This is a genomic window from Methanosarcina baltica, assembly GCF_055394095.1.
Window position 1 is genome coordinate 1,265,980 of the sequence record NZ_AP042463.1, and the last position, 26,215, is coordinate 1,292,194.

At 34.6% G+C, this 26,215-nt stretch carries 19 protein-coding genes and 1 pseudogene; 4 read left to right on the top strand and 16 right to left on the bottom strand.

Annotation, left to right across the window (positions count from 1 at the left end; translation table 11 throughout):
- The first annotated feature begins 80 nt into the window (after positions 1-80).
- The 3 genes from ACZ5QV_RS05495 to ACZ5QV_RS05505 all read left to right on the top strand — a co-directional run bounded on the left by ACZ5QV_RS05495 (position 81) and on the right by ACZ5QV_RS05505 (position 3,704).
- Complete coding sequence (locus tag ACZ5QV_RS05495; RefSeq protein ID WP_464601583.1) at positions 81-209, top strand: hypothetical protein; 129 nt, start codon at positions 81-83, stop codon at positions 207-209.
- A 254-nt stretch (positions 210-463) separates the two neighbouring features.
- Positions 464-1,192: a sugar phosphate nucleotidyltransferase gene (locus ACZ5QV_RS05500; protein ID WP_464601584.1), complete on the top strand. Its 729-nt coding sequence runs from the start codon at positions 464-466 to the stop codon at positions 1,190-1,192.
- A 559-nt stretch (positions 1,193-1,751) separates the two neighbouring features.
- Complete coding sequence (locus tag ACZ5QV_RS05505; protein ID WP_464601585.1) at positions 1,752-3,704, top strand: hypothetical protein; 1,953 nt, start codon at positions 1,752-1,754, stop codon at positions 3,702-3,704.
- A gap of 283 nt (positions 3,705-3,987) precedes the next feature.
- On the opposite strand, the gene ACZ5QV_RS05510 is transcribed toward ACZ5QV_RS05505, so the two are convergent.
- Complete coding sequence (locus ACZ5QV_RS05510; RefSeq protein WP_464601586.1) at positions 3,988-7,482, bottom strand: disaggregatase related repeat-containing protein; 3,495 nt, start codon at positions 7,480-7,482, stop codon at positions 3,988-3,990.
- Positions 7,483-8,337: 855 nt separating this feature from the next.
- Here ACZ5QV_RS05510 and ACZ5QV_RS05515 point away from each other — a divergent pair.
- A pseudogene (locus tag ACZ5QV_RS05515) lies at positions 8,338-8,576 on the top strand (IS21 family transposase); the annotation flags it as partial.
- Positions 8,577-8,866: 290 nt separating this feature from the next.
- Here the strand turns inward: ACZ5QV_RS05515 and ACZ5QV_RS05520 are convergent.
- The 15 genes from ACZ5QV_RS05520 to ACZ5QV_RS05590 form a co-directional block, all read right to left on the bottom strand.
- Positions 8,867-10,006, bottom strand: coding sequence for a glycosyltransferase family 4 protein (locus ACZ5QV_RS05520; RefSeq protein ID WP_464601587.1), 1,140 nt, complete (start codon positions 10,004-10,006; stop codon positions 8,867-8,869).
- Positions 10,006-10,671 carry a PHP domain-containing protein gene (locus tag ACZ5QV_RS05525; RefSeq protein ID WP_464601588.1) on the bottom strand — a complete coding sequence of 222 codons (666 nt, stop codon included), beginning with the start codon at positions 10,669-10,671 and terminating at the stop codon, positions 10,006-10,008. The genes ACZ5QV_RS05520 and ACZ5QV_RS05525 overlap by 1 nt, the downstream gene beginning before the upstream one ends.
- A complete protein-coding gene (locus ACZ5QV_RS05530) occupies positions 10,671-11,834 on the bottom strand; it encodes a carboxylate--amine ligase (protein WP_464601589.1) in 1,164 nt (387 codons plus the stop codon). Before ACZ5QV_RS05530 ends, ACZ5QV_RS05525 begins: the two co-directional genes overlap by 1 nt.
- Positions 11,797-12,864 carry a polysaccharide deacetylase family protein gene (locus ACZ5QV_RS05535; protein WP_464601590.1) on the bottom strand — a complete coding sequence of 356 codons (1,068 nt, stop codon included), beginning with the start codon at positions 12,862-12,864 and terminating at the stop codon, positions 11,797-11,799. Before ACZ5QV_RS05535 ends, ACZ5QV_RS05530 begins: the two co-directional genes overlap by 38 nt.
- 36 nt (positions 12,865-12,900) lie before the next feature.
- Entirely contained in the window at positions 12,901-13,929 is a 1,029-nt protein-coding gene (locus tag ACZ5QV_RS05540; RefSeq protein ID WP_464601591.1) for a DUF354 domain-containing protein, read from the bottom strand.
- Positions 13,930-13,934: 5 nt separating this feature from the next.
- Positions 13,935-14,963, bottom strand: coding sequence for a GNAT family N-acetyltransferase (locus ACZ5QV_RS05545; RefSeq protein ID WP_464601592.1), 1,029 nt, complete (start codon positions 14,961-14,963; stop codon positions 13,935-13,937).
- Entirely contained in the window at positions 14,960-15,673 is a 714-nt protein-coding gene (locus ACZ5QV_RS05550; protein WP_464601593.1) for a hypothetical protein, read from the bottom strand. Before ACZ5QV_RS05550 ends, ACZ5QV_RS05545 begins: the two co-directional genes overlap by 4 nt.
- Positions 15,674-16,487: 814 nt before the next feature.
- Positions 16,488-17,639, bottom strand: coding sequence for a glycosyltransferase family 4 protein (locus tag ACZ5QV_RS05555; RefSeq protein ID WP_464601594.1), 1,152 nt, complete (start codon positions 17,637-17,639; stop codon positions 16,488-16,490).
- A 656-nt stretch (positions 17,640-18,295) separates the two neighbouring features.
- Positions 18,296-19,420 carry a glycosyltransferase gene (locus ACZ5QV_RS05560; protein WP_464601595.1) on the bottom strand — a complete coding sequence of 375 codons (1,125 nt, stop codon included), beginning with the start codon at positions 19,418-19,420 and terminating at the stop codon, positions 18,296-18,298.
- Positions 19,421-19,534: 114 nt separating this feature from the next.
- Positions 19,535-21,418 carry an asparagine synthetase B family protein gene (locus ACZ5QV_RS05565; RefSeq protein WP_464601596.1) on the bottom strand — a complete coding sequence of 628 codons (1,884 nt, stop codon included), beginning with the start codon at positions 21,416-21,418 and terminating at the stop codon, positions 19,535-19,537.
- Between the two features lie 9 nt (positions 21,419-21,427).
- Complete coding sequence (locus ACZ5QV_RS05570) at positions 21,428-22,870, bottom strand: MOP flippase family protein (protein WP_464601597.1); 1,443 nt, start codon at positions 22,868-22,870, stop codon at positions 21,428-21,430.
- Positions 22,867-23,058 carry an oligosaccharide flippase family protein gene (locus tag ACZ5QV_RS05575; RefSeq protein ID WP_464601598.1) on the bottom strand — a complete coding sequence of 64 codons (192 nt, stop codon included), beginning with the start codon at positions 23,056-23,058 and terminating at the stop codon, positions 22,867-22,869. Before ACZ5QV_RS05575 ends, ACZ5QV_RS05570 begins: the two co-directional genes overlap by 4 nt.
- Positions 23,059-23,247: 189 nt before the next feature.
- On the bottom strand, positions 23,248-23,901 hold the full coding sequence (locus ACZ5QV_RS05580) for a class I SAM-dependent methyltransferase (RefSeq protein ID WP_464601599.1): 654 nt from the start codon (positions 23,899-23,901) through the stop codon (positions 23,248-23,250).
- A gap of 212 nt (positions 23,902-24,113) precedes the next feature.
- Entirely contained in the window at positions 24,114-24,812 is a 699-nt protein-coding gene (locus tag ACZ5QV_RS05585; protein WP_464601600.1) for an acyltransferase, read from the bottom strand.
- On the bottom strand, positions 24,799-26,094 hold the full coding sequence (locus ACZ5QV_RS05590) for a DegT/DnrJ/EryC1/StrS family aminotransferase (RefSeq protein WP_464601601.1): 1,296 nt from the start codon (positions 26,092-26,094) through the stop codon (positions 24,799-24,801). Before ACZ5QV_RS05590 ends, ACZ5QV_RS05585 begins: the two co-directional genes overlap by 14 nt.
- Between the last annotated feature and the right edge of the window lie 121 nt (positions 26,095-26,215).

Sequence of the window (26,215 nt, forward strand, 5' to 3'; positions counted from 1 at the left end):
CAGGCATGTTTCGAAATCCCTAGGGCCTATTAGAAAGAAATTTTGAAAATTTACATATATTTTTCCGAAAAATGGGGATTTTGGCCTCAAATATACTCAGCAGAGGCCGGGAAGAGAAGGTCACCATGAGGAGGTTCGGGGTTGATAAACCGAGGAAAATAGGCTGGAGGCCGGGGGCATTTTTCGAAGGGGGAGATGGTGCTGCATGATGCCGAGTAAACCTGCTCAAATAACTAACCTATTAAACTGAAACTTATTCAACAATATATATCAGAAACTTTGTTTCCAAAGAGACTTATTTTTAAAAATATAGTTAAATATGCATTTCCTGATGGAAATAATTTATACTTGAACCTGAGTTATCTAGGGGGCTCCGGAACTATTTTTTAACGTATAGGGCAAAGAAATAATTAATTACGTAACTAAGGCAATTTTAAGATAGAAAAATGGGGGGTTGAAAACAATGAAAGGAGTCATCCTTGCCGGGGGAAATGGTACCAGGTTGTATCCTCTTACCAAAGTTACCAACAAACACCTTTTGCCCATTTATGATAGGCCCATGATCTATTATCCACTCCAGACTCTGATCGATTCGGGAATTAAAGAAATAATGATTGTTTCCGGAAGAGGTCATGCGGGGCATTTTCTCGAACTTCTGGGCTCAGGGACAGATTTCGGAGTACGCCTGACCTATGGAATCCAGGAAGAGGCCGGGGGGATTGCCCAGGCTCTAAGAATAGCTGAAAATTTTGTTGATGGAGATGATGTCACGGTTATTTTAGGAGACAACATTTTCCAGAACAATATCAAAGAAGATATCACAAACTTTGAAGGAGGGGCCAAAATCTTCCTGAAAGAAGTACCTGATTCCAAGAGATTTGGCGTTGCGGAACTTGAAGGAAACAAAGTTGTTGGCATTGAGGAAAAACCTGAAAGCCCAAAAAGCAATCTGGCAGTTACGGGGATATACATCTACGACCCTGAGGTTTTTGAAGTAATCAGGACTATCAAACCCTCGGGGAGGGGGGAACTTGAGATCACCGATGTAAACAATTATTATGTGGACAAAAGGGACATGGAATACAGGGTTGTTGAGGGATTCTGGACAGATGCAGGCACTTTTGAGAGCCTGATGAGAGCCGGGATACTCGTAAAAGAAAGTCAACTACCCCTCCCTAAAACCTTCGCCTAAAACCTTCGCCTAATGGCTCAGGTTTTTGAGGAAGGAGCTTCCTTCGAATAGTTGAATCATCTAAGTATTGTTTCTAAGAACTCAATGCCCATCTTCAAGCCTGTTTGTCAAAGATTATTGGCAAAGTACCGATAGCCCGTCCACAAGGCATTTTGTTATAGAGAACTTACGTGCCCAAAATAACATAATAATGCCTATTGATTCTTATTTTTTATATTACCTATTTCATAGGTTAAGAATCCAATAAGCAAAACAAAGGAGGGGTTTATTATAGTCACGCCTGCATTTGATGCGACATGAATTGCTTGAATATACATCGTTTTTTGTAGCATTAATTACGCTCATGACTATATAATTCTCTAATTATGCGGCTTTCATCTCCCTCCTGCCAACCATTGGCTGTCGTGTTAAACCATAGGTTTAACAGGAGTTTCTAATCTTCGATTAGAAACATCGAGGAAGGGGACTTCCCGCCTGAAGAATTAAATAAACGATTTTTTGTTATCTGTGACCATATTTTTAAAATGTATATCGTTGCCAGAATTTTTGAGGGAGTAAGGTGTCAAAAAAAACTGTTATTGAAAACTTAGATATAATTTTCTCAGTCACAGGAATACTTGTGGGATTAGTTTTTACTTTTTTATATTTTATATCCCCTACAATACATCTATTTTCAATAGGAATATCACTGCTTTTTGCCTGCCCTGTATATCTTCTAATCCGAAATAAGCAAACAAATTTCAAAAAAAGTAAAAATTCTACAACTGAAAAATTAATATTTGAAATATTATTCTTTACTTTTTTTATATTAATGATTTACATATTGCACATTTCAAAAATGCGCCCTCCCTTATATTTTATATTGCTTTCGATTTGTTCAGGAATGCTAGCGATTTCTATATTTCTAGTTGATACGAAAATTGAAGAAATCTTACAGATAATAAAGATCTATTTAATTTCATTTACTGCAAAATACTCTATCTACAACATTGCTGGTGAAGTCCCAGGAATTGACCCCTGGACCCATGCTGCAATGAACCGGCTGCTAGCTCAGGCAGGAAACATCGATGTTCTGTGGGGAAAAGAATCTGATTTTCCAATTATGCATATACAAACCGCAATAACCCAAATTTTGACGGATACTTCAATAAAAGACGCATCAAACTTTGCAGTTATTGTTCCTTTTGTGATCCTCTCTGTTTGTATATACCTATTTGTGCAATACTTATTTGGGGCAAAAACAGGGTTACTGGCAATGCTAATTATAAATACCACAAATTTTCATGTCTATTGGGGATCGGCCCCTCAAACAACGAGTTTCGGAGTGATATTTTATTATTTGATATTATATACACTTTTGAGAAGGTATTTTTTACAATACAGAGAAAAATGGACATTCATTTCTTTGATATTTATTTTCACATTAATATACACACATGCGGTTTCTTCTTTCATACTTCTGATGACTTTAATCGGGTTGGGTGTGGGATCTATAATTTATGAAAAACTAATCAACAAAAATGAACAAGAAATAATCCAAATAACAGGCACAAAAAACGAAAGTACACACCGTACTTTCATGCCAAAAAAAGCTCCATTTTTAGGAAGTATAACAAACATTACTATTATTTTCCTTCTACAGCACTGGTTTACATCTTTATATTCAAAAGATGGAAGGTCATTTTTTGATGTGATTGCTTCAACACTTATATTTTATCTAACCGAACATGCTGAAATATTAAACAGACCGGAAAGCTTTTCTGCGTATTCTACACTTCTTTCTCCATTCATAGAAAGATATGCAAATACACTGGGCCTATCAACACTGCTATTTTTTGCAATTATAGGGGGTCTATTCTGGTTTACCTCAGGATATATTTCTAAATTAAATTTTTCCTTTATGACCTGTATCATAGCCCTCTTATTCATAACGTTCATTTTTCCTTTTTTAGGAATAAGAAATATAATACCAAGTAGGTGGTTTGTGTTTGAATATTTCCTGTTAAGTATTATGGCAGCATTTTCAATCACTAAAATATTAGAGGTTTTAAAAAGAGATAATATTAAAAAAATATTTTTAGGATTTGTTTTTTTCATATTGGTTTTTTTTATGGTTTCAGACACCGTTTCAAATACAGATAGTCCCCTATGGTTAAAGGAATCAACAATTTCTACTACTTATACCCTGTCTGAAGTACAAGGGGGAGAAACATTATTACGTTTTTCAAATATATTGTGCACTGATAATAGATACGGGCCTGCCATATTAGTGTTTAATTCGGAACCCGGGGATTCATTTGCCGAATTAAAAGATGAAACTCTAAATAAAAATCAAACCGTTATCTGGAGAAATTACATGTTAGATAGGCCCATCCGTTATTTTACGAAATTAGAAGGCTATTATCAGCATATTGAAGTGAATAAAATTTTAGGCCCGAAATTTTTAGCCAAACTAAACAAAAACAATAAGATATATCAAAATGGAGAAATTAACGGATACTATATAATTTAATAGGAAGGGCATATCATTTTAAAAAATAAAAAATTTTACATGGTGTGATAATGGTTCTCTATGGTCAAAATACCAGAACCACGATAATCGTTATCACTAAAAAAGATAAAAATTCAGCGCAGAATGGGATTTTCTACTGCGCTGAGACCTATTTATTACATGCCGTACTGATATAATTTTTGAATTTTATCCGTTCCGACATTTACATTTTATTTGCGCATTCAATGTGTGGATGAAGCTTTAGTCATTTGCTTCATCCGGCCCTCTGATAAGGAACTTACATTTAAACTACGGTAATTGTAGTTTCTTCGGATTCAGTCAATTCCCCATCACTTACAGTGAATGTGAGTTTACAAACACCGACCTGCCCTTCTCTGGGAGTCCAGGAAAAGGATCCTGGATTGCCTTCAAGGTCAGGGACAGTGTATGACGCACCTGCAGGAATTCCTGTGATCGAGTATGTGAGCATGTCTCCATCTGCACCTGTAGCCTTTATATCAAAGGAAAGGGGGCTGCCCACTTCCCCGTTCTGGTTTTTGACTATGTCCAGCACAGGAGCGTTATTGCCTGCAGCATACTCCACATCCAGCTTTGGAACCTGCTCTTTATTACCTGCTTCACTGCTGTAGAAGGCAATATAGTTATCGTAGTTATTGTCTTCATTGCGGGCCTTTAGCAGGAAACCGGTGTTTTCGTAGCTTCCACTGACGTATTCATTTACAAGCTCGGTTACGTCCAGTTCATAGAAACTGTTTTCCGGAATGTCACTTCCCTTAATGGTCAAAGTCGCATAGGGTTCGCTTCCCTGGGCTACACCATTCTTATCAAACCAGTCCCCACCAGGGTTTGTCCAGGAGGTGCTGGCATCTCTGTTATTCCAGGTAACGGATTCAGGATCCCAGTCAAGAGGTCTGTATACATCTATCACCGTGTCCTGTGCCCTTGCCGTGTTTGAAGGATAATACCAGAACAGTGAGAGAGTTGCTTTATCGACCTCGTATTCTTCATATCCACTGAGATCGTACCATATGAGGTCTCTGTAACTTACTCCACTGGCTATATTTCCGATGTCGATATAGGGGCTACTTGAAATAACGTTGTCAGGGGAGGTATTTTTCAGACGGTTGTCGTACATACTGACAGGTACGGGAAGAGGACTTTCTCCAGATACAACGGTTATTGTTGCTCCCTTTGAATCAGTCAGTTCCCCATCACTTACCTCGAATGTTATATCGTATGAACCTTCAAGTCCTTTTTCAGGGATCCAGGCAAAGGCTCCGGTTTCACTATCCAGGCTTGCGCCGGTGGGCAGGTTCATTGCAGAATACGTCAGGTTGTCTCCATCGACATCCGCAGCTTTTATGCTAAAGGCAAGTTCGCTTCCTTCTTCTACGGTCTGGTCAGCAACAGTTTCCATTACAGGAGCATTATTATTTATTGAAGCATACTCCACAAAGAGCTTTGGAACCTGCTCTTTATTGCCTGCTTCGCTGCTGTAGAAGGCAATGTAGTTATCGTAGCTATTGTCTTTATTGCGGGCCTTTAGCAGGAAACCGGTGTTTTCGTATTTCCCATTGACGTATTCATTTACAAGTTCGGTTACGTCCAGTTCATAGTAGCTGTTGTCAGGGGTATCACTTCCCTTGATGGTCAGAGTCGCATAAGGTTCGCTTCCCTGGGCTACACCATTCTTATCAAACCAGTCCCCACCCGGGTTTGTCCAGGAGGTGCTGGCATCTCTGTTGTTCCAGGTAACGGATTCAGGGTCCCAATCAAGAGGCCTGTATAAATCTATCACCGTGTCCTGTGCCCTTGCCGTGTTTGAAGGATAATACCAGAACAGGGAGAGAGTTGCTTTATCGACCTCGTATTCTTCAGATCCACTGAGGTCGTACCATATGAGGTCTCTGTAACTTACTCCACTGGCAATATTTCCGATGTCGATATAGGGGCTGTTTGAGATGGTACTGTCAGGGGAGGATTCTTTCAGACGGTTGTCATACATATTGTCGGGAACAGGAAGAGGAGCTCCTTCCTCAACCACGGTTATGGTTGCTTCTTTTGAATCAGCCAGTTCCCCGTCGCTTACCTCAAATGTTACGTCGTATGAACCTGCAATTCCTTTTTCAGGGATCCAGGTGAACAATCCCGTTTTACTGTCAAGGCTTGCACCTGTGGGGATATTCGTTGCCGAATATGTAAGAAGGCTATCTCCATCAGCATCACTGGCCGTTACCGTGAAGGAAAGAGTTGACCCTTCTTCTACGGTCCGGTCCGGGATAGTGCTCATTACCGGCGCTCGGTTAACTTGCTGGCCAACTCCGGATTTGGAGGCATATTCTGTATTCCCATATGCGCCAATATTGATTCTATCTCCATTGTCTTCAGGCTCATTTGAATAGACTGAACTCTTGAACCCGGCGTCAATACCAGGAGACTTTACCGAATCAATAACCCAGGAATTGCCATTCCAGTAGCCAGCCGTGGATTTGAGGTGATAGTCGCTGTTTGTCCGGTCGACAAACTGGGGGTCTACATGTATATCACTTGCAGAAGGACTTGTTCCTTTGTAGTCTCCACCTGCATTGTTGTAAATGATGTTGTTGTATGACTCAAAAGTGTGGCCACTCAAAGAATTCCAGAGACCAGCTCCAGACCAACCGGTTCCTGAATGGGCTTTTGTGTTGGTGATAATATTATTTCTTACAATTGTATTGTACCCTGTACTTACAGGAGCATACTTTGGCCTATCAAGTATTGCATGAGATATGCCTGCTCCGTAATTTCCATCAATTACGTTGTTTTCAATTAGAGTATCGTAGTAACCATTGATCATAATTCCGCCAGGGAAATATGCTTTTGAGTGACTACCACAGTTAGTAATTATGTTGTGATGGATGTAAATACCAGTTGCTTTTTCTTTAGAATAAATAGAGGAGGCCCGTAATTCAAGCCAAATCCCGACATTGGTAGTATCATGGATATAATTATAGCTGATTTCTATATCAGTAGTGGGGGTGGGTTGAACCGAATCAATATCGATTCCTGCACCACCACCACCTTCTGCAAAAATTTCGTTGTGGTGGATTTTACCATGACTTGCCAGCTGCATTCTAAATGCAGAGTTTGTCTTTGTTCCCATTACATTGTCATAACACTCTAAATATGAACCTTTAAAAAAATAAACTCCATCATGTCCGATATTGGTTACAACGTTATTGTAAAATTTGACGTTTGAAGTAGAATCAGATTTGAAGGCATCGTTTAATCCATTCCGGAGAAGCATATCATGAATGGTTACATCTTTACAATTATTAAGAGTGATTAGATTATCATAAGCCGCCCCCGTAGGCAATGAGTTCCCTGCTTTGTTTCCGTCAATCACAAAACCTGAAATGGTAATATCATGAGTTCCAGAAGCCTTTTCTTGAATCATTGACTTTGTAATCTTAGGCCATCCTGCGTTGTTAACCAGCTTAAGAACGGCATTAGAATCACCGGTAAGGATTGTATTGCTACTGATGTAAACAGGATCACTTATTATGTAGGTAGCGGACCCTTTGAGATATACAGTTGTATACTGTGAATTTCCGGCTACAAGATTAAGAGCCTGGTTAATTTGTACCTGGTCACTGACTCCGTCACAGTTGAAGTCTCCACTTCCATCTCTTGCCACATAAACTACTGAGTTCTCTGATGTGGCGGCCAGAGCACTGGGTATGCCTGCGAAGAACAGGCAACCTATCATGAATAAAGTCCATAACTTCCGTTTTAGCATTAAATCACCTTGGGATTGGATAATCAAAGGAATTCTTAAATGAGTTATACAAACTGATGCATATATTTTTAACAGAATCCCTGCGAAAAGAAAAGAAAAGATCTAACGACGCATCGAGAACTTATTCCAAACTGTTCGTGGGTTTTTAGTTGGGTTTTGGGTTTTTAGTTGGGTTTTGGGTTTTTAGTTGGGTTTTGGGTTTTTAGTTGGGTTTTGGGTTTTTAGTTGGGTTTTGGGTTTTTAGTTGGGTTTTGGGTTTTTAGTTGGGTTTTGGGCTATGTAAACTTATTATACACATAGCCACCATTGCCAAAACTAATTTGAAGTTTCAATGATCCGATTGAAAGTCGGACGCACATCAAGCCATGTTTTTTAAAATTAAAACATATAAAAACTGCAAATGATTTACTTTTCCCTATTTTTGAGTCAATAGCTTCTGATTACTCGAAATCTGGCATAGCTATAACGTAGCCAGATTAACTCAGAGAATATATTCGTACTCTGTTTTTATTATATTCCCCAAGTTACTTTACATAGATAATCAATGATAGTATAAAATTGTTTTGGTTTCCCTTGATGAAATTAAGACAGTTTTGAGATGTTTCTAAGCTTTTTGCCCATTATTATAAATTATTTTGTTGAGCAGGAAAAATAATTTCGCCATTTAATCACCTGGTTTTTAAACCTTGTAATGGAAAAAGAAGAAGAAGAAGAAGAAGAAGAAGAAGCCCTCTTTCAGTCAGGTGCAAAACGCTATGATAGGAAGGTATCAACGGTGGTAAATAATTCCCCATTTTCGTCGGTTTAAAATTTCCCAGCTCCCCACCATTAAAGAAAGTTATAGGGTTGAGGATAATGCTGAAAATGGAGGATTGGTTAGTGATACGAGATTATAATTCACAAAACCTGAACATAAGCAAAATCGCCAGAAGAACAGGACATGATAGAAAAACGGTGAGAAAATATCTCAACAAGAGGGCTCCTGAACCCCTGAAACGTCCGATAAGACAAAGCAAACTTGATTTCTTCAAACCTTATATCCTCAAAAAGCTTAGTGAATACCCCTAACAATGGCTCGCCTCTTTCATGAAATTTAAGAAACGGGCTAGTGTTACGTCAACAATCAAACGTTGGATAATTGCAAACAATTGTAATTGATTTGATACGACATTTAATGAATGACAGAACACTAGAAGGGTGGGGAAACCATCGTTAACCTTAGTTCCCAAATTTTAAGCGCAGATTAGCATTATTACAACTCCAAGGTCTCAATGGATGCCTATTTTAAAATACAACCAAAAGAATAATGTGCTTAAATTTAAGCGCGCATGATTCGACATCAAGAGATATTTATGCGCTTAAAAATGCGGAATACAGGTTCTACTCAATTTGAAGAGGATACATAAATGTCATAAATCTCTTTTGTGATATTTTCCCATATAAACCGTTGGCCATAATTCCTTATATCTTTAGAGCACCATTTTTTTTCGAGCGCCAGTTCGATATTCTTAGCCAGATCTTTCGAATTACCAGGTTCAACAATCATACCGTAATCTTCAGAAACTATAATTTCCGGAATACCACCAACTTTTGTACCAACAAATGGTTTTCCACAACCCAAACATTCAAACATCACTGTCGGGTTTCCTTCATTCAAGCTTGGCAGCACAAAAATATCACATGCATTCATCCATAAGGGGATCTCATCATGAGGCCTGCCACCTACAAGCTTAATATAATCTTGAAGACCTGCGAACTTTAGTTGTGTTTTCAGCTTATTCTCTAATTTGCCCCCGCCTACAATATAACAAATAACATCCTTCCGTGTTTTTACAACATAATCCATAGCTTTAACTAAATATATATGCCCTTTGACCTCTTCCAGATTTCCTACAGTAAGAATTATTTTTTTGTCAGAAGGCAAACCTAACGACCGTCTGCATTCATATGGATCTAATGGATAAAAAAGATCTTCTCTGTATCCATTTGGAATAACTGTTACAGGCGTTTTTACATCCAATTTTTTGATGCATTCAAGATTACTGTTGCTTACTGTAATAATGGCATCAGCAGCATTGAGAACATATTCAATTTTGGATTTCCATTCATCGTCCTTAAAAGGTAATTCATAGATATCGTATCCATGAGCAGTAACTACAAAAGGCACACCGTACTTTTCTTTTAACTTCGCACCAACATATCCAGATGACCAGGTAAAATGAGAATGAATTAAATCAAATTTAAGATTATTTTTTTTAATAATTTGATCTACAATTTTAAAATGTTTCTCGCCGAGAGCTCTATAGCCTGGATCTGTAGGAATATATATAATGGGGGATTTGATGCAATTTATATTTAAAGGTTTATTAGTTACATCTATTAATTTTTCTGGGAACAACGAATAATACCTATGAAACCTAACTAACACATCAATATTTCCAAAATTTTCAGACATTGTTTCAAACTGATCTTTTACAAAAGTTAAGTAATGATTTGAAATAACAAGTAAGCTTTTTTTACTCATTATAATACCAACCTAACCATATGAATAGGTATTTTGTGGAATTTATATAACTTAATATCTTTTATAATATAGCTCATAACTTTCTGGTAATTTTTTGAATATGTGTATTGAATATATTTATGATGATCGAAAATCTTGTTAAAATCCATAATCGAGTTCCCTATTTCTGAATAAACGTGAGCATCACTGCCTGCCACAGGAGGTTTATTAAATTTTAAAGCAAGATCCAAGCTTTTTTGATTTTCATAAATGTTAGAACGCGAATTGAATGCCTCTATAAGATCTACTTTATCTGAAATCATTTCGATGTCTTTATGCCCTCGAAAAGGATGAGGAAATATGGAAATCCCACCTTGATCTTTTATTTCCTCGATTACTTCAAAAAAACTTCTGCTTTTTATTTCTTCATTTAAATTTAATCCAATTATATCCCCTAAATCGGTCTTTACTTCTTCTCCAATAAATACCTTGACCCCAATTTTTTTTTCATATTTTTTAGCATTAATGGATCCTTTTATTGTATTATGATCTGTAATAGAGATTACATCAAAGCCTAGTTTTCTACAAATTTTCATTATTTTTAAAGGCTCCATTATCGAGTCATAAGAATATTTTGAATGAATGTGGAAATCGGCTCTCAAGAATACACCCATAAATATTTTCATTACTTTAATTTCCCATGAGGAAACTTCTTTGCATCATTAAAAATCATTAATATAGAATATACTAAACCATAAATTAGCTGAAATACAAAAGGCAAGGGGTCTATCCAATAAAAGTTAGTTCTTGTATTTTGATCTATTTTCAAAAATTCACATAAATTTCCAAAAGAGAACTGAGACATTAATACTTTAAACTCATCTGGAAATAGCCACCGATACTTAATATATTTATATGCTGGAGTAGAACTAATATACTCATTAAAAGCCAGGTTGACTAAAATCTCTGGAACATTAACCCCAGATTCAATTGTCAAGTCCAAAGAGCCCCATAATTTAGGATTTATTTCTATCAATTTATAATCGTCTTCTTCAGCATCATACTTGAACTCTACCATTATTGGACCATTCCACTTTAGAGAATCACAAAGAACTTTTCCATAATTAAACAATCTTTCATCAAAATAAGATTCAGCTACAGCACTTGGCCCCCCAGTAATCGGAAACTCTTTAATTCTTTTATGTAAAAAATGTGCAATTAATTTTCCATCAGAATACACACCGTAAAAACCACATCCAAAACCTTTTATATACTCCTGGCAAATAATATTAGTTTTACTGAAATTTTTAAGATTTTTGAAGTTGCTTTCTAACTCCTGTTCATTGTTACAATATTTAACAACATTTCGAGAGTCGTCAGAGGATTTAATTACAACCGGAAACTTTGTTATTTTATGTAAATCAGCTTTATTGTGCAAAGTTATTGTTTCTGGGATAGGGACTCCAAGCTTTTTTGCGAAATCCATAGAGATATCTTTATTGTAGGCAACTTGCATTTTATCCCAATCAGGAACCATGACTTTTGTATATTTTGTGAATTCGTCTTTATATTTTGATACCGCAAGATAGCTTTTTAACCCAACCGGAATTAAAACGTCATACATTTCTTTCTTTAGTAGATGTATTAATTCTGTTGCGTAATCATCTGTATTATCAAGATTTGATTTTAGACGATAAGTCTTATTACAATATCTTGAATATGAACCAAGAGTAAACAAAGGATGATAAATACTGACGAGATCAATTAAATATTTATTAGATTTAAGTGACCTTAATACTGCTAAAGTATTTTTATTTAGACCGTCGGTTACTAAAACTTTTAGAACCATGTTCCCACCAATTGTATATTTCGTTTCCACTCGTAATCCAGGCATTCTTTTCATAACAATATTTTAATATTTTATCATAAAGTTTTGCCCAATGATTTCGACAAGGATAAGAAAAAACGTGATTATGCCATAATAAAGTAATAACTCCATTGTATTTTTCTACATTATCAATGAGTTCTTTTGCATATTTCCACGCATCACCATAAGATTTTGTAAAGTCAAATAAAGTAGTATCCATTATAACTAAAGGTATTTCTAAAATCCCAATTTCCTGATTCAAATTTAGATTATAAGGTACAAATGGATGACACATGCCGTTCCTGAACCCAACCATGTCACTGTATCCAAAAGTGGTGTCATATTTGAATCCGGCTTTTGATAGTAACTCCCAAGAATCAGGAATTTTAAATTTTAAATAGTGATTCCTATATCCAATCACACTTTTACCAAAAGCAGCTTCCAATCGTTTTTTTTCTTTTCTAATCTCTTCAAGGTCATTATAAGAATAATATCCCCCATGAAGTCCAACCTCCCATCCATTATCAGCAATAAATCCTAATTCACTTTCAATATCTTCAATATCATATCTAAACCGAAGTGGATCCTTTTCTGTAGCAATAAAATAAAAGGAAGATTTTGCATTGTATTTTTCTTCAAGATCTATAATTTGTTTAAAATTCAGAAAAGGAGAATACTTTTTTCCCCGCGTTCTCCACAAAACATGGGACTTAAATTCAGAAAAATTTAAACTTTTAATACAAGATAAAGAAGCGAGAAAGGAATGTATGGAAGTAGGATAAATAGCATCAATGTCGTGAGTTAAACATACCGCAAATTTTCTTCCGTCGGGATACTCGACTCCCATCCCATTTTTTACTAAATATTTTGAAACCTCGGGTTCTAAAACACATTTATCTTTACTGTTCGCATAAATAAAACGATCATGTTTATCCAATTTATTTGGAAAATACTCTTCATTCTTTGTAAATAAATCCCACATTTTGGGATTTTGTTTTAGTAACTCATACATAAATCTCATCCAAAATTGACTTCTGCTTAATATTATTCAAAATACAGGGTAATTTTCTATGAACTTAATCATGAATTTTGTTAAATCAATTTTTTCAGCCAACATATGCTCATTCTTCAGTTTCCACATCTTTTTGATATTAGGATTTTGAAGGATATTTATCGCTTTATTAAACGCTTCATCAGAATTTTTATAATTAAAGATTAAACCATATTTATTATCGAGTTCGATAAGATTGCCCATAGTTCCAACAAGAGACGAGACATAAATAGAAGGTGTACCTACTAAAGCACTTTCAACTGCAGTCGTGGCCCCTTCACCAACATATAAAGAAGCGTAGTAAAGTAGATCATGCAACTTTTCAGGAGAAACTTTTAGTTTATATTTATTTAATTCAGGTTCAAGTTTTCCTTCGGAAGTAATAAATACATGTCCATATTTTTCGAGCTCTGTTACAAACTTCACCTTATTTTTTATTCCATGTTCCCCGATATCATGACTTGCATCCCAGGAAACAAACCTTAAAACGGTGAATTTTTCATCCTCACATAAACCAAGTTCACCCAAAACTGCAGGATTTGGGATAAAATAATTAGGGTGTAGATATGCCAATTCATGATACCCATTATATTGAACCTGTTTTTTCCCCAGATTTTTTTTGAAACAAGAGGGTGTTAAAATCTTAGTTGTAAAAGGAACATAAAGCAAATGTTGTTCTTTACAGTGTTCAGTATCTTCAAATATAATACATTTTTTGCGAAGCAAAAATGAAACGTGAGCTGCACGGATTGAACCTACCCCTAAAAAAACATCCGGTTCAAAATTTTTTATTGCAGAGTACATCTTAAAATCAATTATTGGAATATTAATTAATTTTTCAATAAATGATTTACCATAACTTCCCAGATTCACGTAATCAAAGTTGTAGTTATTTAATAATTCAAAAGTGACATCTTTTTCTGTTGCAGTAATCAGTATTTCATGCCCATTTTTTTGCATATTCCATATGAAATTCTTGAACATATGAACATGCCCTGGATGATTTACATCCACAACGATCCTCATTATAATTACCCCAAATGTTGAAACACACCGTCGCTAAATTTTTTGTAGATAGAATGCGGCATTTTTTGAATAAACATTTTCGCCATTTGATACTTGATATTATTCCGATCCCCATTCAATGTAGTAGAATCAGCTGGATAATTACTGTAGTACAATTTTACTTCAGCGGCACCCCATCTCTTTTTAAAATTAATTAACCCAGTATTGTCATAAGAAGTTCGTCCAAAATCGTATTTTTTATATCCAGAAGCGCACGCATCTTCAATGCTTTTCCATATGAATGCATTATAAGGATGCAAATTCAAATAATCAGGATCAGAAGCTCCATACCCATAAAGAACAGTATCTTTAAAATATTCCATAACACCCCCTCCAATAATTTCACCACTATATTTTGAAACATATAATGATACATACTTACCTAAAATATCAAACATATTTTTAAAAAATATCCATGGATGGCAGGGTACCCCAAGCTCTTTTTTTGTTATATCATTGATATTGGAAAATTCTTTTAAAACATTTATGTCTTGTGTTGCTTCTACAATAACACCCGATTTATGGGCTTTCTTAATTGCCCACCTGACACTCCCTTTACTGAGTTTGGGCCATACATCGCTTGTATTAGGAGATAATTCAAGAATATAGGTTGAGAATGAATTGAGATGAAGAAATCGTTCATTGTCAACAAGTGATCTAATCTCAAGAGAATTGGATCTCGATTTTTCATACAGTCGAATTGCTTCTTCAATTAAATTTATTGAAGCATTATTATTACCCAAAGGGCCACAAATATGAGAAAATGGTGCAGAACACAATCTATTTCCAGTTAATTTGCTTTTAACATAAAATAAAGGCAAAAATCCGATAATATTTTCAGATTCGTCTCTTGCAAAGAGATATTTTGATTCGTAACTGAATGTTTTCTCCAAAAACGTTTTCCACTCAGGAGTGTGGTATATAGTAGCATTATCACAGACACTTAAAAAAGAGTTCCATTCAACTTCAGGGACTGAAGATACAATCTCTATCATTTCCTCACCAAAATCAAACCTTTTTTTACAAAATTGACCGCAAAGTCTATTCCAAAATATAAACTCCAATCAATAAATTTTAAAGACCATCTTTCAGGATGTGTCAGAATATAAAAATTAGCAAGCTCCCCTCTGCCAACCAATTCAATAAGTTCATCTGTCTTTTCAGTGGAGAAATATTCCGTTTTTCCTGGGATAAAATCCCTGAGATTATTATTTAGACCCCAATTTCTTCCTGTATCTGAAAAATAATTTAGTTCTTTTCCAGTAGAAAGATAAGCTTCCCCAATAATTCCGAAATCCCTGAAATTGTAAACTTTCCAGAGGTCCCTATTGTCATGTTTTGAAAGAGGGCAACCATGCATGCAGATGGTTTTTACATTACAGATGTTTCGAAATTCATTCAGGTGTTTTTCAAATAACTCTATGGCTTTTTTGTAATTTCCCCCGGTTTCACTCAAAACCTCGTAATGGTACCCGACCTCATGGCCAAGATAAGAAATTTCCTTTATGATTTCAGAATTGAAAACATTTTTTGTAGTTCTGAAATAATAAGTAGCTCTTATTCCAAGTTCATTTTCTAAATGTGCTGTTTTCAGGGAATTTTCAGGAATTCTGTCCACATCATGCCTGATCAATGCAAACTTTTCGGGTAATTTATCAGAACACAGATACTCGCTCATGGAAATTGTGCTGTAGTTTTTTGCCACAGCATTCGAAAGTTGCCGGAACTTATTAAATGTAAAATCAAAATTGGCAAAATTAAACACCTGATTCCCCCAAATCAAAGTCATAAAAATAAGTCTCAATTTTTAGAGCTTTTAAGTAGCCTGTACATGTATTACCCCTAAAATCGTTTGCTTATGATCCATTTTAAGAGAAACGATCATTTTCAGAATTAACATCGATGTGACAGAAAGCAATATGCCTCGAAGAGGCAAGACCTGAACAAATTGCAGCCTTAACACTTTTATTCAAGAAAATATCCATTCCCCCGTCTATAAAATCAATATTCAGCTTCCCTTATCATTGCCCTCTTTAAATTGTGTTCAGTACTCCAATAATCAACACATTTGATGGGGTAGCGTTCGATAGACATGCCCTCAAGGAAGAATTGGGCTCTTCGTCAGACTCTATAAATTAGGGGATTTTCACTTCAAGCCTGTATTTGTTTTTGTGATGGCTTCACACACAAAACAACGAAGAGCCAAGAATATTGTTATTACCCCAAAGAAATGACACCCAAAATAGCAGTCATTTATGATAAAATAAAAGGCCCCCCGACCACCTTCATGAATCAGTCATAAAGTAAATATAATTGATATTATAGTTTAAATAACGGTGGATTGGAATATAAACATTTAGACAATAAAAAAAAGAATAAAGATGATGATTAGAAATAATCAAGCAAGAACACTCACATTTGACCCCCTTTCAATTTTACCATCTAATTATGGTTCATTGATCATCGGTTAAAGATTTACATCCCTCCCCTCATACTCTTTTTTTATATTGACACATCATTTATTTACCATGTTGACTGTCTAATTGTTTTTTGCAAATGTCGAATACCCTTTCTGTTACACTACACCATCTGTGATTATTTAAAACATATCTGTATCCGCTGTCACCCATCTTCATTCTATAATTTTTATCATTCAGTAACTTCACAATATTCTTTGCTAAATCTTTGTGGTCTTCTGGATTTACTAAAAGTCCACCACTTGAATTTAAAAATAATTCAGAAACTCCTGAGATATTGCTTGCTACAACAGGCTTCTTACATGCAAAGTATTCATATATTTTTAAAGGAGATGCTTTTCTACTTGATATAAAAGGAGCAACACACATATCCGCACTATTTATATATAAAGGAATTTTACCATAAGGAACATTGCCAGTAAAAATGAAGTTATTCGACAATTTGAGTTCATTTACAAGTTGAATCAATGTGTCTTTCATTTCGCCACTGCCCACTACTAAAAAAGTTGTATTGGAAAACTCTTTTAAAACTAACGGAGCTGCGTGAATTAAATATTGTAAACCCTGCCATGAATTAAGAGAACCTACATAACAAATGTGATTATTATTTAGATCTAAATTTAGTTTTTTTCTACATGATTGGAGATCCATTGGTTTAAATAAATCTGCATTCACACCATTTTCTACCACAAATAATTTATTTTCAGGTAAATTATATTCATTGCTAATTGCTATCTTTACTGAATCGGCAACAACTATAATTTTATCCACTAATAGATATGTGATTGTTTCCAATTTTTTTAATATTTGACGTAAAGGTCCTTTGAACTTCATTTCATCTAAATACATTCCATTAACTTCGGTAATAGAAGGAATTTTAAATATACTGGAAAGAATTCCACCAACATTAAACGGATTATGTCTTTCATAAATAATATCTTGTTTTGATGTTAAAAGGATATAAGATCCTAAAAAAAATGAATAAATGGAAAATGAAATTAAGCTCAAAAACGGTACATTAATAAATTTTGCTTTTTTAAATAAGACATTATTATAACTCAAATTAATCTCACTTAGAGTAATTACTGTCATTGAATCAGAATATTTTGAAAAATTTTGTATAAATTCTCTTACATGGGTTGAAGAACCCCTGCTATCATTCAGATTTACTGCAGCTATATATAGAACATTCATAATTTCCCCCACTATTTATTATTTTGAACCGTAGTACTATTGAGCAATTGTATCCTTTTCAAATTGAGTGGAAAGTTCTTCACTTTAAACTCAATACGCTTTTTTCTCTAATGAGTTGATCCAGAGATGGCATCTCAAATGTATTGCTCACTTGATCAAAGAGATAATTATATCCTGCATTCCGCATTTTTAGGCGCATAAAGGCCTTCAGATATTGAATCATGTGCTTAAAATATAAGCCCATGGTTTTTTTGAATGAATTTCAAAATCGGCATCAATTGAGACTATATAATGCTTATATGCGCTCGTTTTGAAGATGGAGGCAATTTATCACGATTCCTCACTTAGCCGAAGATGTATGGAGTTACATACAAAAAGTACTCGGCGTAACAAAAACGATAGCTTGAAGACGAATATTCAATTGAAAATTGACTTCCCAAACTCAACATTTCCAACCTCATAATGACGCCATAGCCTTAAATTGTATTTATTCAAATGGAGGTGTCTGTATCAATCTTAAATAATGTCTATGGTGGTAAGTAATTTCTCAGTTTCAGCATGATTCTCAAGGATTGAAAATTGGGGAATTTTAATCCGCCGAAAATAGGGAATTCTTAACCGTCTTTGATATAGGTGAAAAATATGAATATGCTGAATCAGAATCTATCATATATATTCTCTAATTTCTCAACCTGCACCTTCAAGTCATACTCCTGTTCTACATGCTCCCTCCCAATTCGGCCCATTGAAACCCATAGTTCTGGATGCTCAACCAGATACTCAAGATGCTTTGCCAACGTCTCTACATCCTTCTCTGGAGCAAGTAGTGCACTTTTCCCATCAACCACTACCTCGGGAATATCCGCATGATAAGAGGAAATCACTGGCAGGCCTGTGGCCTGTGCCTCTAGTATTGATACCGGGGCACCCCCCTCAGTATCTCCATTTTGGGCAGTTATGCTAGGTAACATAAATATATGAGCACTTGCAGCCTCATTCAAAAAAATGTTATGTGGTTGATATCCAAGCAATGTAACTGAACTGGATATGCCTAGCTTTGATATCAAAGATTCTATCTGATTCCTCATAGGACCATCTCCAAGTATTCTCAATTGAATATCTGGATGATCTATTTTAACCTTTGAAAATGCCTGAATTGCGTAAGGGATTCCTTTTTTCTCTCTAAAACTCCCCGCAATCAATATTGTTATATTTCCATCTTTGGGAAATGTTCGTGGAGTAAAATTGAATATATTGAGGTCAACTCCCAGATGCTGAACAATGATCTTATTTTCAGGACATCCAAGTTTGATCAACTCCTTTTTCATATTGTTGCCTTCAGTGAGAAATAGGTTTCCTTCCTGGAACAGTCGATCATATCGTTTTTTCCAGTACGGTATTTTGGGGGTTTTAGAAACATCAAATCCGTAAAAAGTTGTTATCATGGGAAGATTCAGCTTCTTTTTCAATTTAAGATAGTTGTATCCTTCTGTACCAAAATGGGCATGGAGTAATTGAACATTATTTTCCCTTATTATATTTTCAAAATATCTGGTTGGGTATAATCCGGTACTTCTTATGTTTATTTTGTCAAATATTTTTAAAATAATATTGCGCTCTGGAATGGAACAAATGTTCTGCGTTGGGAACTTATCCAGGTTCATTGTGCTTTGTGCCATTACTAGCGGTTCATAACGTTTCAGATTTACTATCTGATTGTAGAGCCAGGGCTCGGTTAGGGGCAAATACTGCCTTCTTAAATGAGCTACAACTGGTTTCATAATTTCATCTCTTTTCTGCTACAATTAAACGCCATCAAATGATTTATTTTCCCAACTAACAAAATTTAGGAATTGCCACTTATTAAAGGGATACATATTTTCTTCAAAAAATATTCATAATTTATCTCCATCAATAAACATTCTATTGAACAATTCAAATGTTAAAAATAATCCAAGGATTTGAGCATTATTTGTTTTCCCCTTCATGTGATCATCTATGACTTTTTTGATAAAATCTGAGTTGAAATAACCTCTATTCATTGATTTTTCACTCAAAAGAGTACTGTATATATAATTTCGTAGCTCTTTGTTATCTCGCATCCAATTGTTATAATCCACATAACCTGTATTATCTTTAAACACCGGGGGCAAACTTATTTTTCGTAATAAGCTATTGGTTAAGAATCTACACCCACGGTATAACCTATATCCTCTTATAATGCTTTTAGATGTGCCTATAGGCATGCCTGTTTTTTGCCACGGAATCGATTTAAATGTTGCTGGGAAGAATTTAATAAGCATTTTATTATAAATATAACTGTTCAATCTGATTTTATTTGGTAGACTATACACAAATTCAATAAAATCATTATCAAAAAATGGTTTGCGGTTTTCGAGTTTTGTTTGAGCAGAAACCGTGCCCATTAAAGTGAATCTTCTCACTCTGTTGTTCAAAAAGAAATAATCACTATCTTCAGAATTTTTTACCTCTTGTTTGATCTCCTTCTCTATAGAATTCCAAGATGATGTGCACAAAATATCTGATATATGTGAATTATAGATCTCCTTTCCACATGTGGAGCCGATGTGACCATTATTCATTTTTAAAAAAACGTCATTTAAATGGTCATCAATGTTTTTTATATTCGCAAAGTCGTTTGAGAGATAACTTCCCCCAATAACAAGGTCTCCTGCAAATCCATTCAAAATTATGTCCGAATTTTCATTCATTCTATCAACTGCATCCCAGGTATGTTGATGAATTACATTTAAAGCCCCCTCTGTAATCCAAACTGTTTTTTCTATCCCTGAAAACCATTTTTCTGCAGTTATCTCTACAAAATGGTGCTTAGTCTTTAATATCTCTGAAACCCTCTTCGCTATTGTATAATCATCACACTCCTTCTTTCCAAATGTTAGAGTATGGATAGGAAGATGTTTTGAGTCTATTGCAGAAACAATTGCTCTGGAATCCAATCCTCCACTTAAAGTTACACAAATTTTTCCATTTCCCTGCATTCTTCTTTCTACTGCCTGAAGCCACAGTCTGCCTAATTCGTCTACTATTTTTTCTTCATCTATGACATCTATTTTTTTTATTTCACTCCAATTCCAGTACTGTTTTATTTCGCATTTTGCATTAGAATAAGTATATATGGAGGCTGGGGGCAGTAGTTTAATGCCTTCTATTAAGGTGTTATTTCCCAATAGATAGCCAAATGAAAAAAACTCTGCCATTGCTCCCAGATTGACCTCTCTTTTGAAACTTGCATCCTGTAAAATTGCCTTGATTTCAGAAGAAAATAAGAGATAATCATGTCTGTCACACAAATATAGTGGCTTTAATCCATATCTATCGTTGCAAATAATTAATTCATGACTATTGAAATCATAAATTGCAAACAGGAATATACCATTTAAATCTTTTATTTTTTCTGCAAAATTGGATTTATATTCTTCATAAAAATGTAGAATGAATTCCGGGTCATTATTAACAACAAATGTGTGGCCCTTTGAGATCAAATCTTCTTTTAAATCCCCGTAATCATAGATTTCCCCTTCCATCATTATACATAGATTTTTATTTTTATTGAATATTGGCTGTGTCTCAGGGTTTAAGATCCCCAAACTAACCCTTCCCATACCAATGTTTTTATCTAAAAATCGATTTGTTTCATACCAATCCTCGTACCTTATTATCTCACACATTTTTGGCAGAAGTTGTTCAATATCAAGTGCATGCCCCTGTTCTTTAATGATTCCTGTAAGTCCTGGCATATTATCACTTCATTTTCTCATATCAGTAATTAAAATTTTAATCTCACTAAAAAGGTCTTTTGTTATTATTCTCATTGCAAGTATGTACACGAGAACCCCCAAAATTATCGAACTTGCCAGCGAAAATATATCTAAATGATTGTATATACTTAGTTTTTGATATATCAATAGAGAAGTTATTACAAGTATCGAACCGGTTGTTGCAGGATATAATGCTTTAAAGTAATCAGAAAACTTCAAATTAATTAAATTATTTGCAACACTTTGAATAATTAGAAATAGTAAAAGTGACATAATAGTTATTGCCATTGCAACCCCTGTAATACCATACCTTATTCCTATTAAAATAGCTATAGGTAACACAATTGCTGTAAATACATTCCATTTGAACTGAATATCCGAGCGTCCTTTACTTAAGAATATAGAACCTACTGTTGTCACAACCGATTTTAGTGCTCCGGCGACACATAGGATTTGTAATGGCACTATCATAGGTGCCCATTTTTCCCCAAATACTATTGGAATAAAATCTGGAGCAACCATAATCAATCCGGAAAGCAAAGGAAAAGTGATTGTCGAAATGTACTTAATCACTTTTAGATACGCAGATCTTAACGTATCGTTATCATCCTGGATAATTGAAAATGCGGGAAAAGTAACGCTTGTAATAATGCTAGATATCCTTGTGAGAGGGAACGTTGACAATTGATATGCAAGAGTATAATGGCCCAAAGCTGTTGCACTCAATAATTTTCCTATTAAGAGATAATCAATATTTGAATCAATATAATTAAGAAAGCGAGAGCCCATTACATGTGCCCCGAAGCTGAACAATTCTTTGAAACTTGTTAAATCAAATGTCATTGATGGTCGCCATGTGCAAACTTTCCATAATAACACCACACGAATAAAGTTACTTAGAATTGTTCCAAAAACAAGGCTCCACACACCAAATCCAAGCAGTGCCAGGATTATTGAAAGTGCGCCAGACATGGCTGATGCACTAATTTCAGTAATTGCTATTTTTTTAAACTCAATGTCTTTTTGTAGTAATGATCTATGTACAACGCCACATGACCCAAATATAAAGCCTATTGACAAAACACTTACTACAGGTCCAACCTGGTCATTTTTGAAGAAATCCGCTATATACGGTGAGATAATTACTGTTGTTATGAATAAAATTATGCCCAACCCAAGACTAATCCAAAATGATGTTGATAGATGATTGTCATTTATACTTTTTTTCTGTATTATTGCAGCGCTCAAACCCAACTCGTTAATAGTTTTTACTAATCCTGTGAAGATTACTGCCATTCCAATAATGCCGAAGTCTTCTGGGAACAGTAAGCGAGCAAGTATAGTTATTACTACTAACTGGTATATTTGAGTTGAAAATTGGGATATCCCAGACCAGAATACTCCTCTTGTGACAGATTTAATTAAACTCATTTATTATACAACCCAGTTTTTTGTACTATTGCAGAACCTGTTCCCATATCATTAAATATGGCTACCAATCCCCTGAAGACAAGTGTCATCCCTAAAAGTCCAAAATCTTCTGGCAATAATAATCTGGCTAAAATAACGGATGTTGAGGTCTGTGTGCCTATCGTATGAACCGGGATATACCACTTCATTTGACACCGCCGATGTTTTTTTGTTCGAAAATAGTGGTTCGAAACACCATGGACAATCATAATTTATTCTAATCATAGATTGAAAGCATCAGGATGAGTATCTAAATTAGAATTGATTCCAAGCGATGCCAGTGGGCAAATAACTTTGGTGGAACCCCCCAATTCCATAAGTAATTTGTGTTTATGTAGTTATTTTTTTTTTGCTATCGTTGTATAACCTGCAGTATCAGATTCATTTCTATCAAATTTATCAAAGATTAAGGATAGTATTTGTACCAAAAAAAAGATAGGGGAAAGAAAATACTTTAAGTAGCTTGTTCCAAATCTTGTTAAATTGTAGTTAAATCTTAAGCCTGCCATTGTCCAATAACCAGAATTAGCCTTGATCTCAACTACTTCAAATCCATTTTTTTCAAGTAAGTAGTTTAAACCATATCTTGTATATCGATAATAATCAATTGGTGCTTCATGAACCCCCCACATGAACGGCGTAGTAAGGATTAAATATTTATCTATTTTAAGAATCCTATGTATTTCAGCTAACATTTTATTTGGTTCATTAATATGTTCAAGTACTTGAAAAGAGACAACCGTATCAAAAGAATTATTTTTAAAAGGTAATCTGCAACCATCCCCTAACACATCTATTTTGTTATTTATATGAAGTGTGTTTGGATGCTCGAACCCAATATAATTATTAACAAAAGAATTTAAAACTTCTAAATAAGGTTTTTTTCCACAACCTATATCAAGAAGATCCCCTTCAACGTAATCTAATGTGCAAAGCACAGATTGCAGATTAATTTTGTGTACTAACCAATTATGAGATAAAAATTTCTTCATTCTCAAAAACCTCAATCTTCTGTAACTATTCAGACTGGGGAAACAATATCATAGCCATCTCTAGTAAAATTTAATGAGCAAATTTTTCTGAACATATTTTATTAAATTGTTGGCGATTGATAACGTTTATTCCGATTCCACCGGTTGATTCTTGCGTTTATCTATTGCATTGAAATCAATATCAATAAACCGATTTTACATAGGCTGAATAATTACCAAAACTTCTTTTTTATTACTTTCACAGGATTGCCTGAAGCGATTACATCGGCTGGTATATTTTTATGTACCACTGAACCAGCCCCTATCCAACTATTTTTGCCTATTGTAACCCCTGGCAATAAAACTGAATTTAAACCTATTGCAGAATTGGATTCGAGAACTACTGGCCCTGAAATTAAAGCTTGTTCTTTTTGAGGGGACATTGAACTAAAATTATAATCATAATTATCTGAAAGGTCTAATAAATTTCTATAATGATGAGAAAATGAAAAAATTCTTGAACCTGCTGCAACACCTCCACCTATGTAAGTTCCCCCCATTCCAGATATAATAGTGAAAGCTGATATATGTATGTCATTCGCTATAATAAGTTCTCCTTCCTCCCCCGTATAATTTTTATTAGACTTCCGATATATTTTCCTTTCTCCTACCATTGGTTTCCCCGCTAGGAGAATTACATGCTTGTCGATCCAGGTGTTACTCCCAATTGAAATGTATTCAGGGTTTATGATTGAGACCCCCACATCAATTTTGACATTTTCCCCTAAATACTTCATTTTTTTTCTGTAGTAATTATATCGAAGTTTTTCCCCAAAAAATCCAGGTACATAAAAGATCGGAAACAAAATCAATTCATAAAAACTTTTTATCAAAAATTTTGAAAAAATAATCAATCTTTTATATTTTTTCATAATCTCGTAACACCTCTACAATGCGTTCCGCATCTGCAAATGATATATTTGAATGTGTGGGGAAGTTGACGTTGTGGCCTGCCATATATTCCGCTATAGGACAACAACCCCACTCATAATGAAGATTTTTTAGAATAGAGCCTTTAGGATGAATGGGATTGTTGAACCATTCACCTAATTCAATACCTTCACTATTAAATATATTTTTTAATTTTTTGCGATTGTTGACAATAAACCAGTATCTTATGTAAGAAGGTTTATATTTTACATCGTTACGCTCTGGAATTTTATATTTAAGTTTTTGCAATGATTCCCTGTAAAAATTAGCTAGTTTACGTCTATGATTTAAGTTGAATTCAATATTTTTTAATTGATTTAACCCAATTTGAGCCTGAATATTTGACAATCTAACAGGATATTGATCTGGTTTGTCTCCTCGTAATTCATCTTCAGTTGTAGATACAATAAAGAAATTAAATCGATTCAGGAAATATCCAAGATACTTTCCAATAAAAGCTATATATGGGGAATAAAGCACTTTATAAAGCACAATTTGTAAAGCTATTTTTCGTATAATTTTTTTATTATGAAATTCAGATTCCCCTTGAATTTTCTGTAATCTTAACGCAAGTTTCTCATCACTGGTTACTGCAAACCCGCCCATGCCTGTAGATATTAATTTGGATTGTTCGGTTGTAAAGTATGCTGCATCGCCAAATGTTCCTGCTTTTTTGCCATCATACTCAGCGCCTAATGCATGCGCACAATCTTCAACAATTTTTAAATTATATTTTTTTGCTATTTTTGTGATAGCATCCATGTTGCAGAATGTTCCAAAAGTATGTTGTGCGTAGATCATTTTAGTTTTAGATGTTATTTTTGTTTCAATTTTTTTGACATCTATATTTAATGTATCCGGTTCAATGTCTACATATACGGGTTTTGCTCCGCAATAAATTATTGAATTAGGAACTACCACACAAGTATAACCTGGAAGAATAACCTCATCACCTTCACTTATGCCTAAGGCTTTCAATATTGAATAAAATGCCATTCTTCCTGCACCAAAACTATAAGCGTATTGCACTCCTAAATATTTACTAACTTCTGATTCATACTTTTTTATGTATTTTCCTTCCACTATATTTCTTCCATTAAAAATTGAAACTAGAATAATCAAACATTCTTTCCATGTAATGGTCCCTGAACTAAATCGAATCTTTTTGGAACGTTTTCTTAAAATGCTACTTTTTAAATTTAGGAATTTAGTATTTTGTGGCATTCTTGTATCCTTCGTAAATTTGAGATAAACCTTTTTTCTACTCCAATCAATAGATCAAACCAGAATATACGGATAAATTTATCAGTTGCCAATACAACTGCAACAACCCCAAAGTTAATCT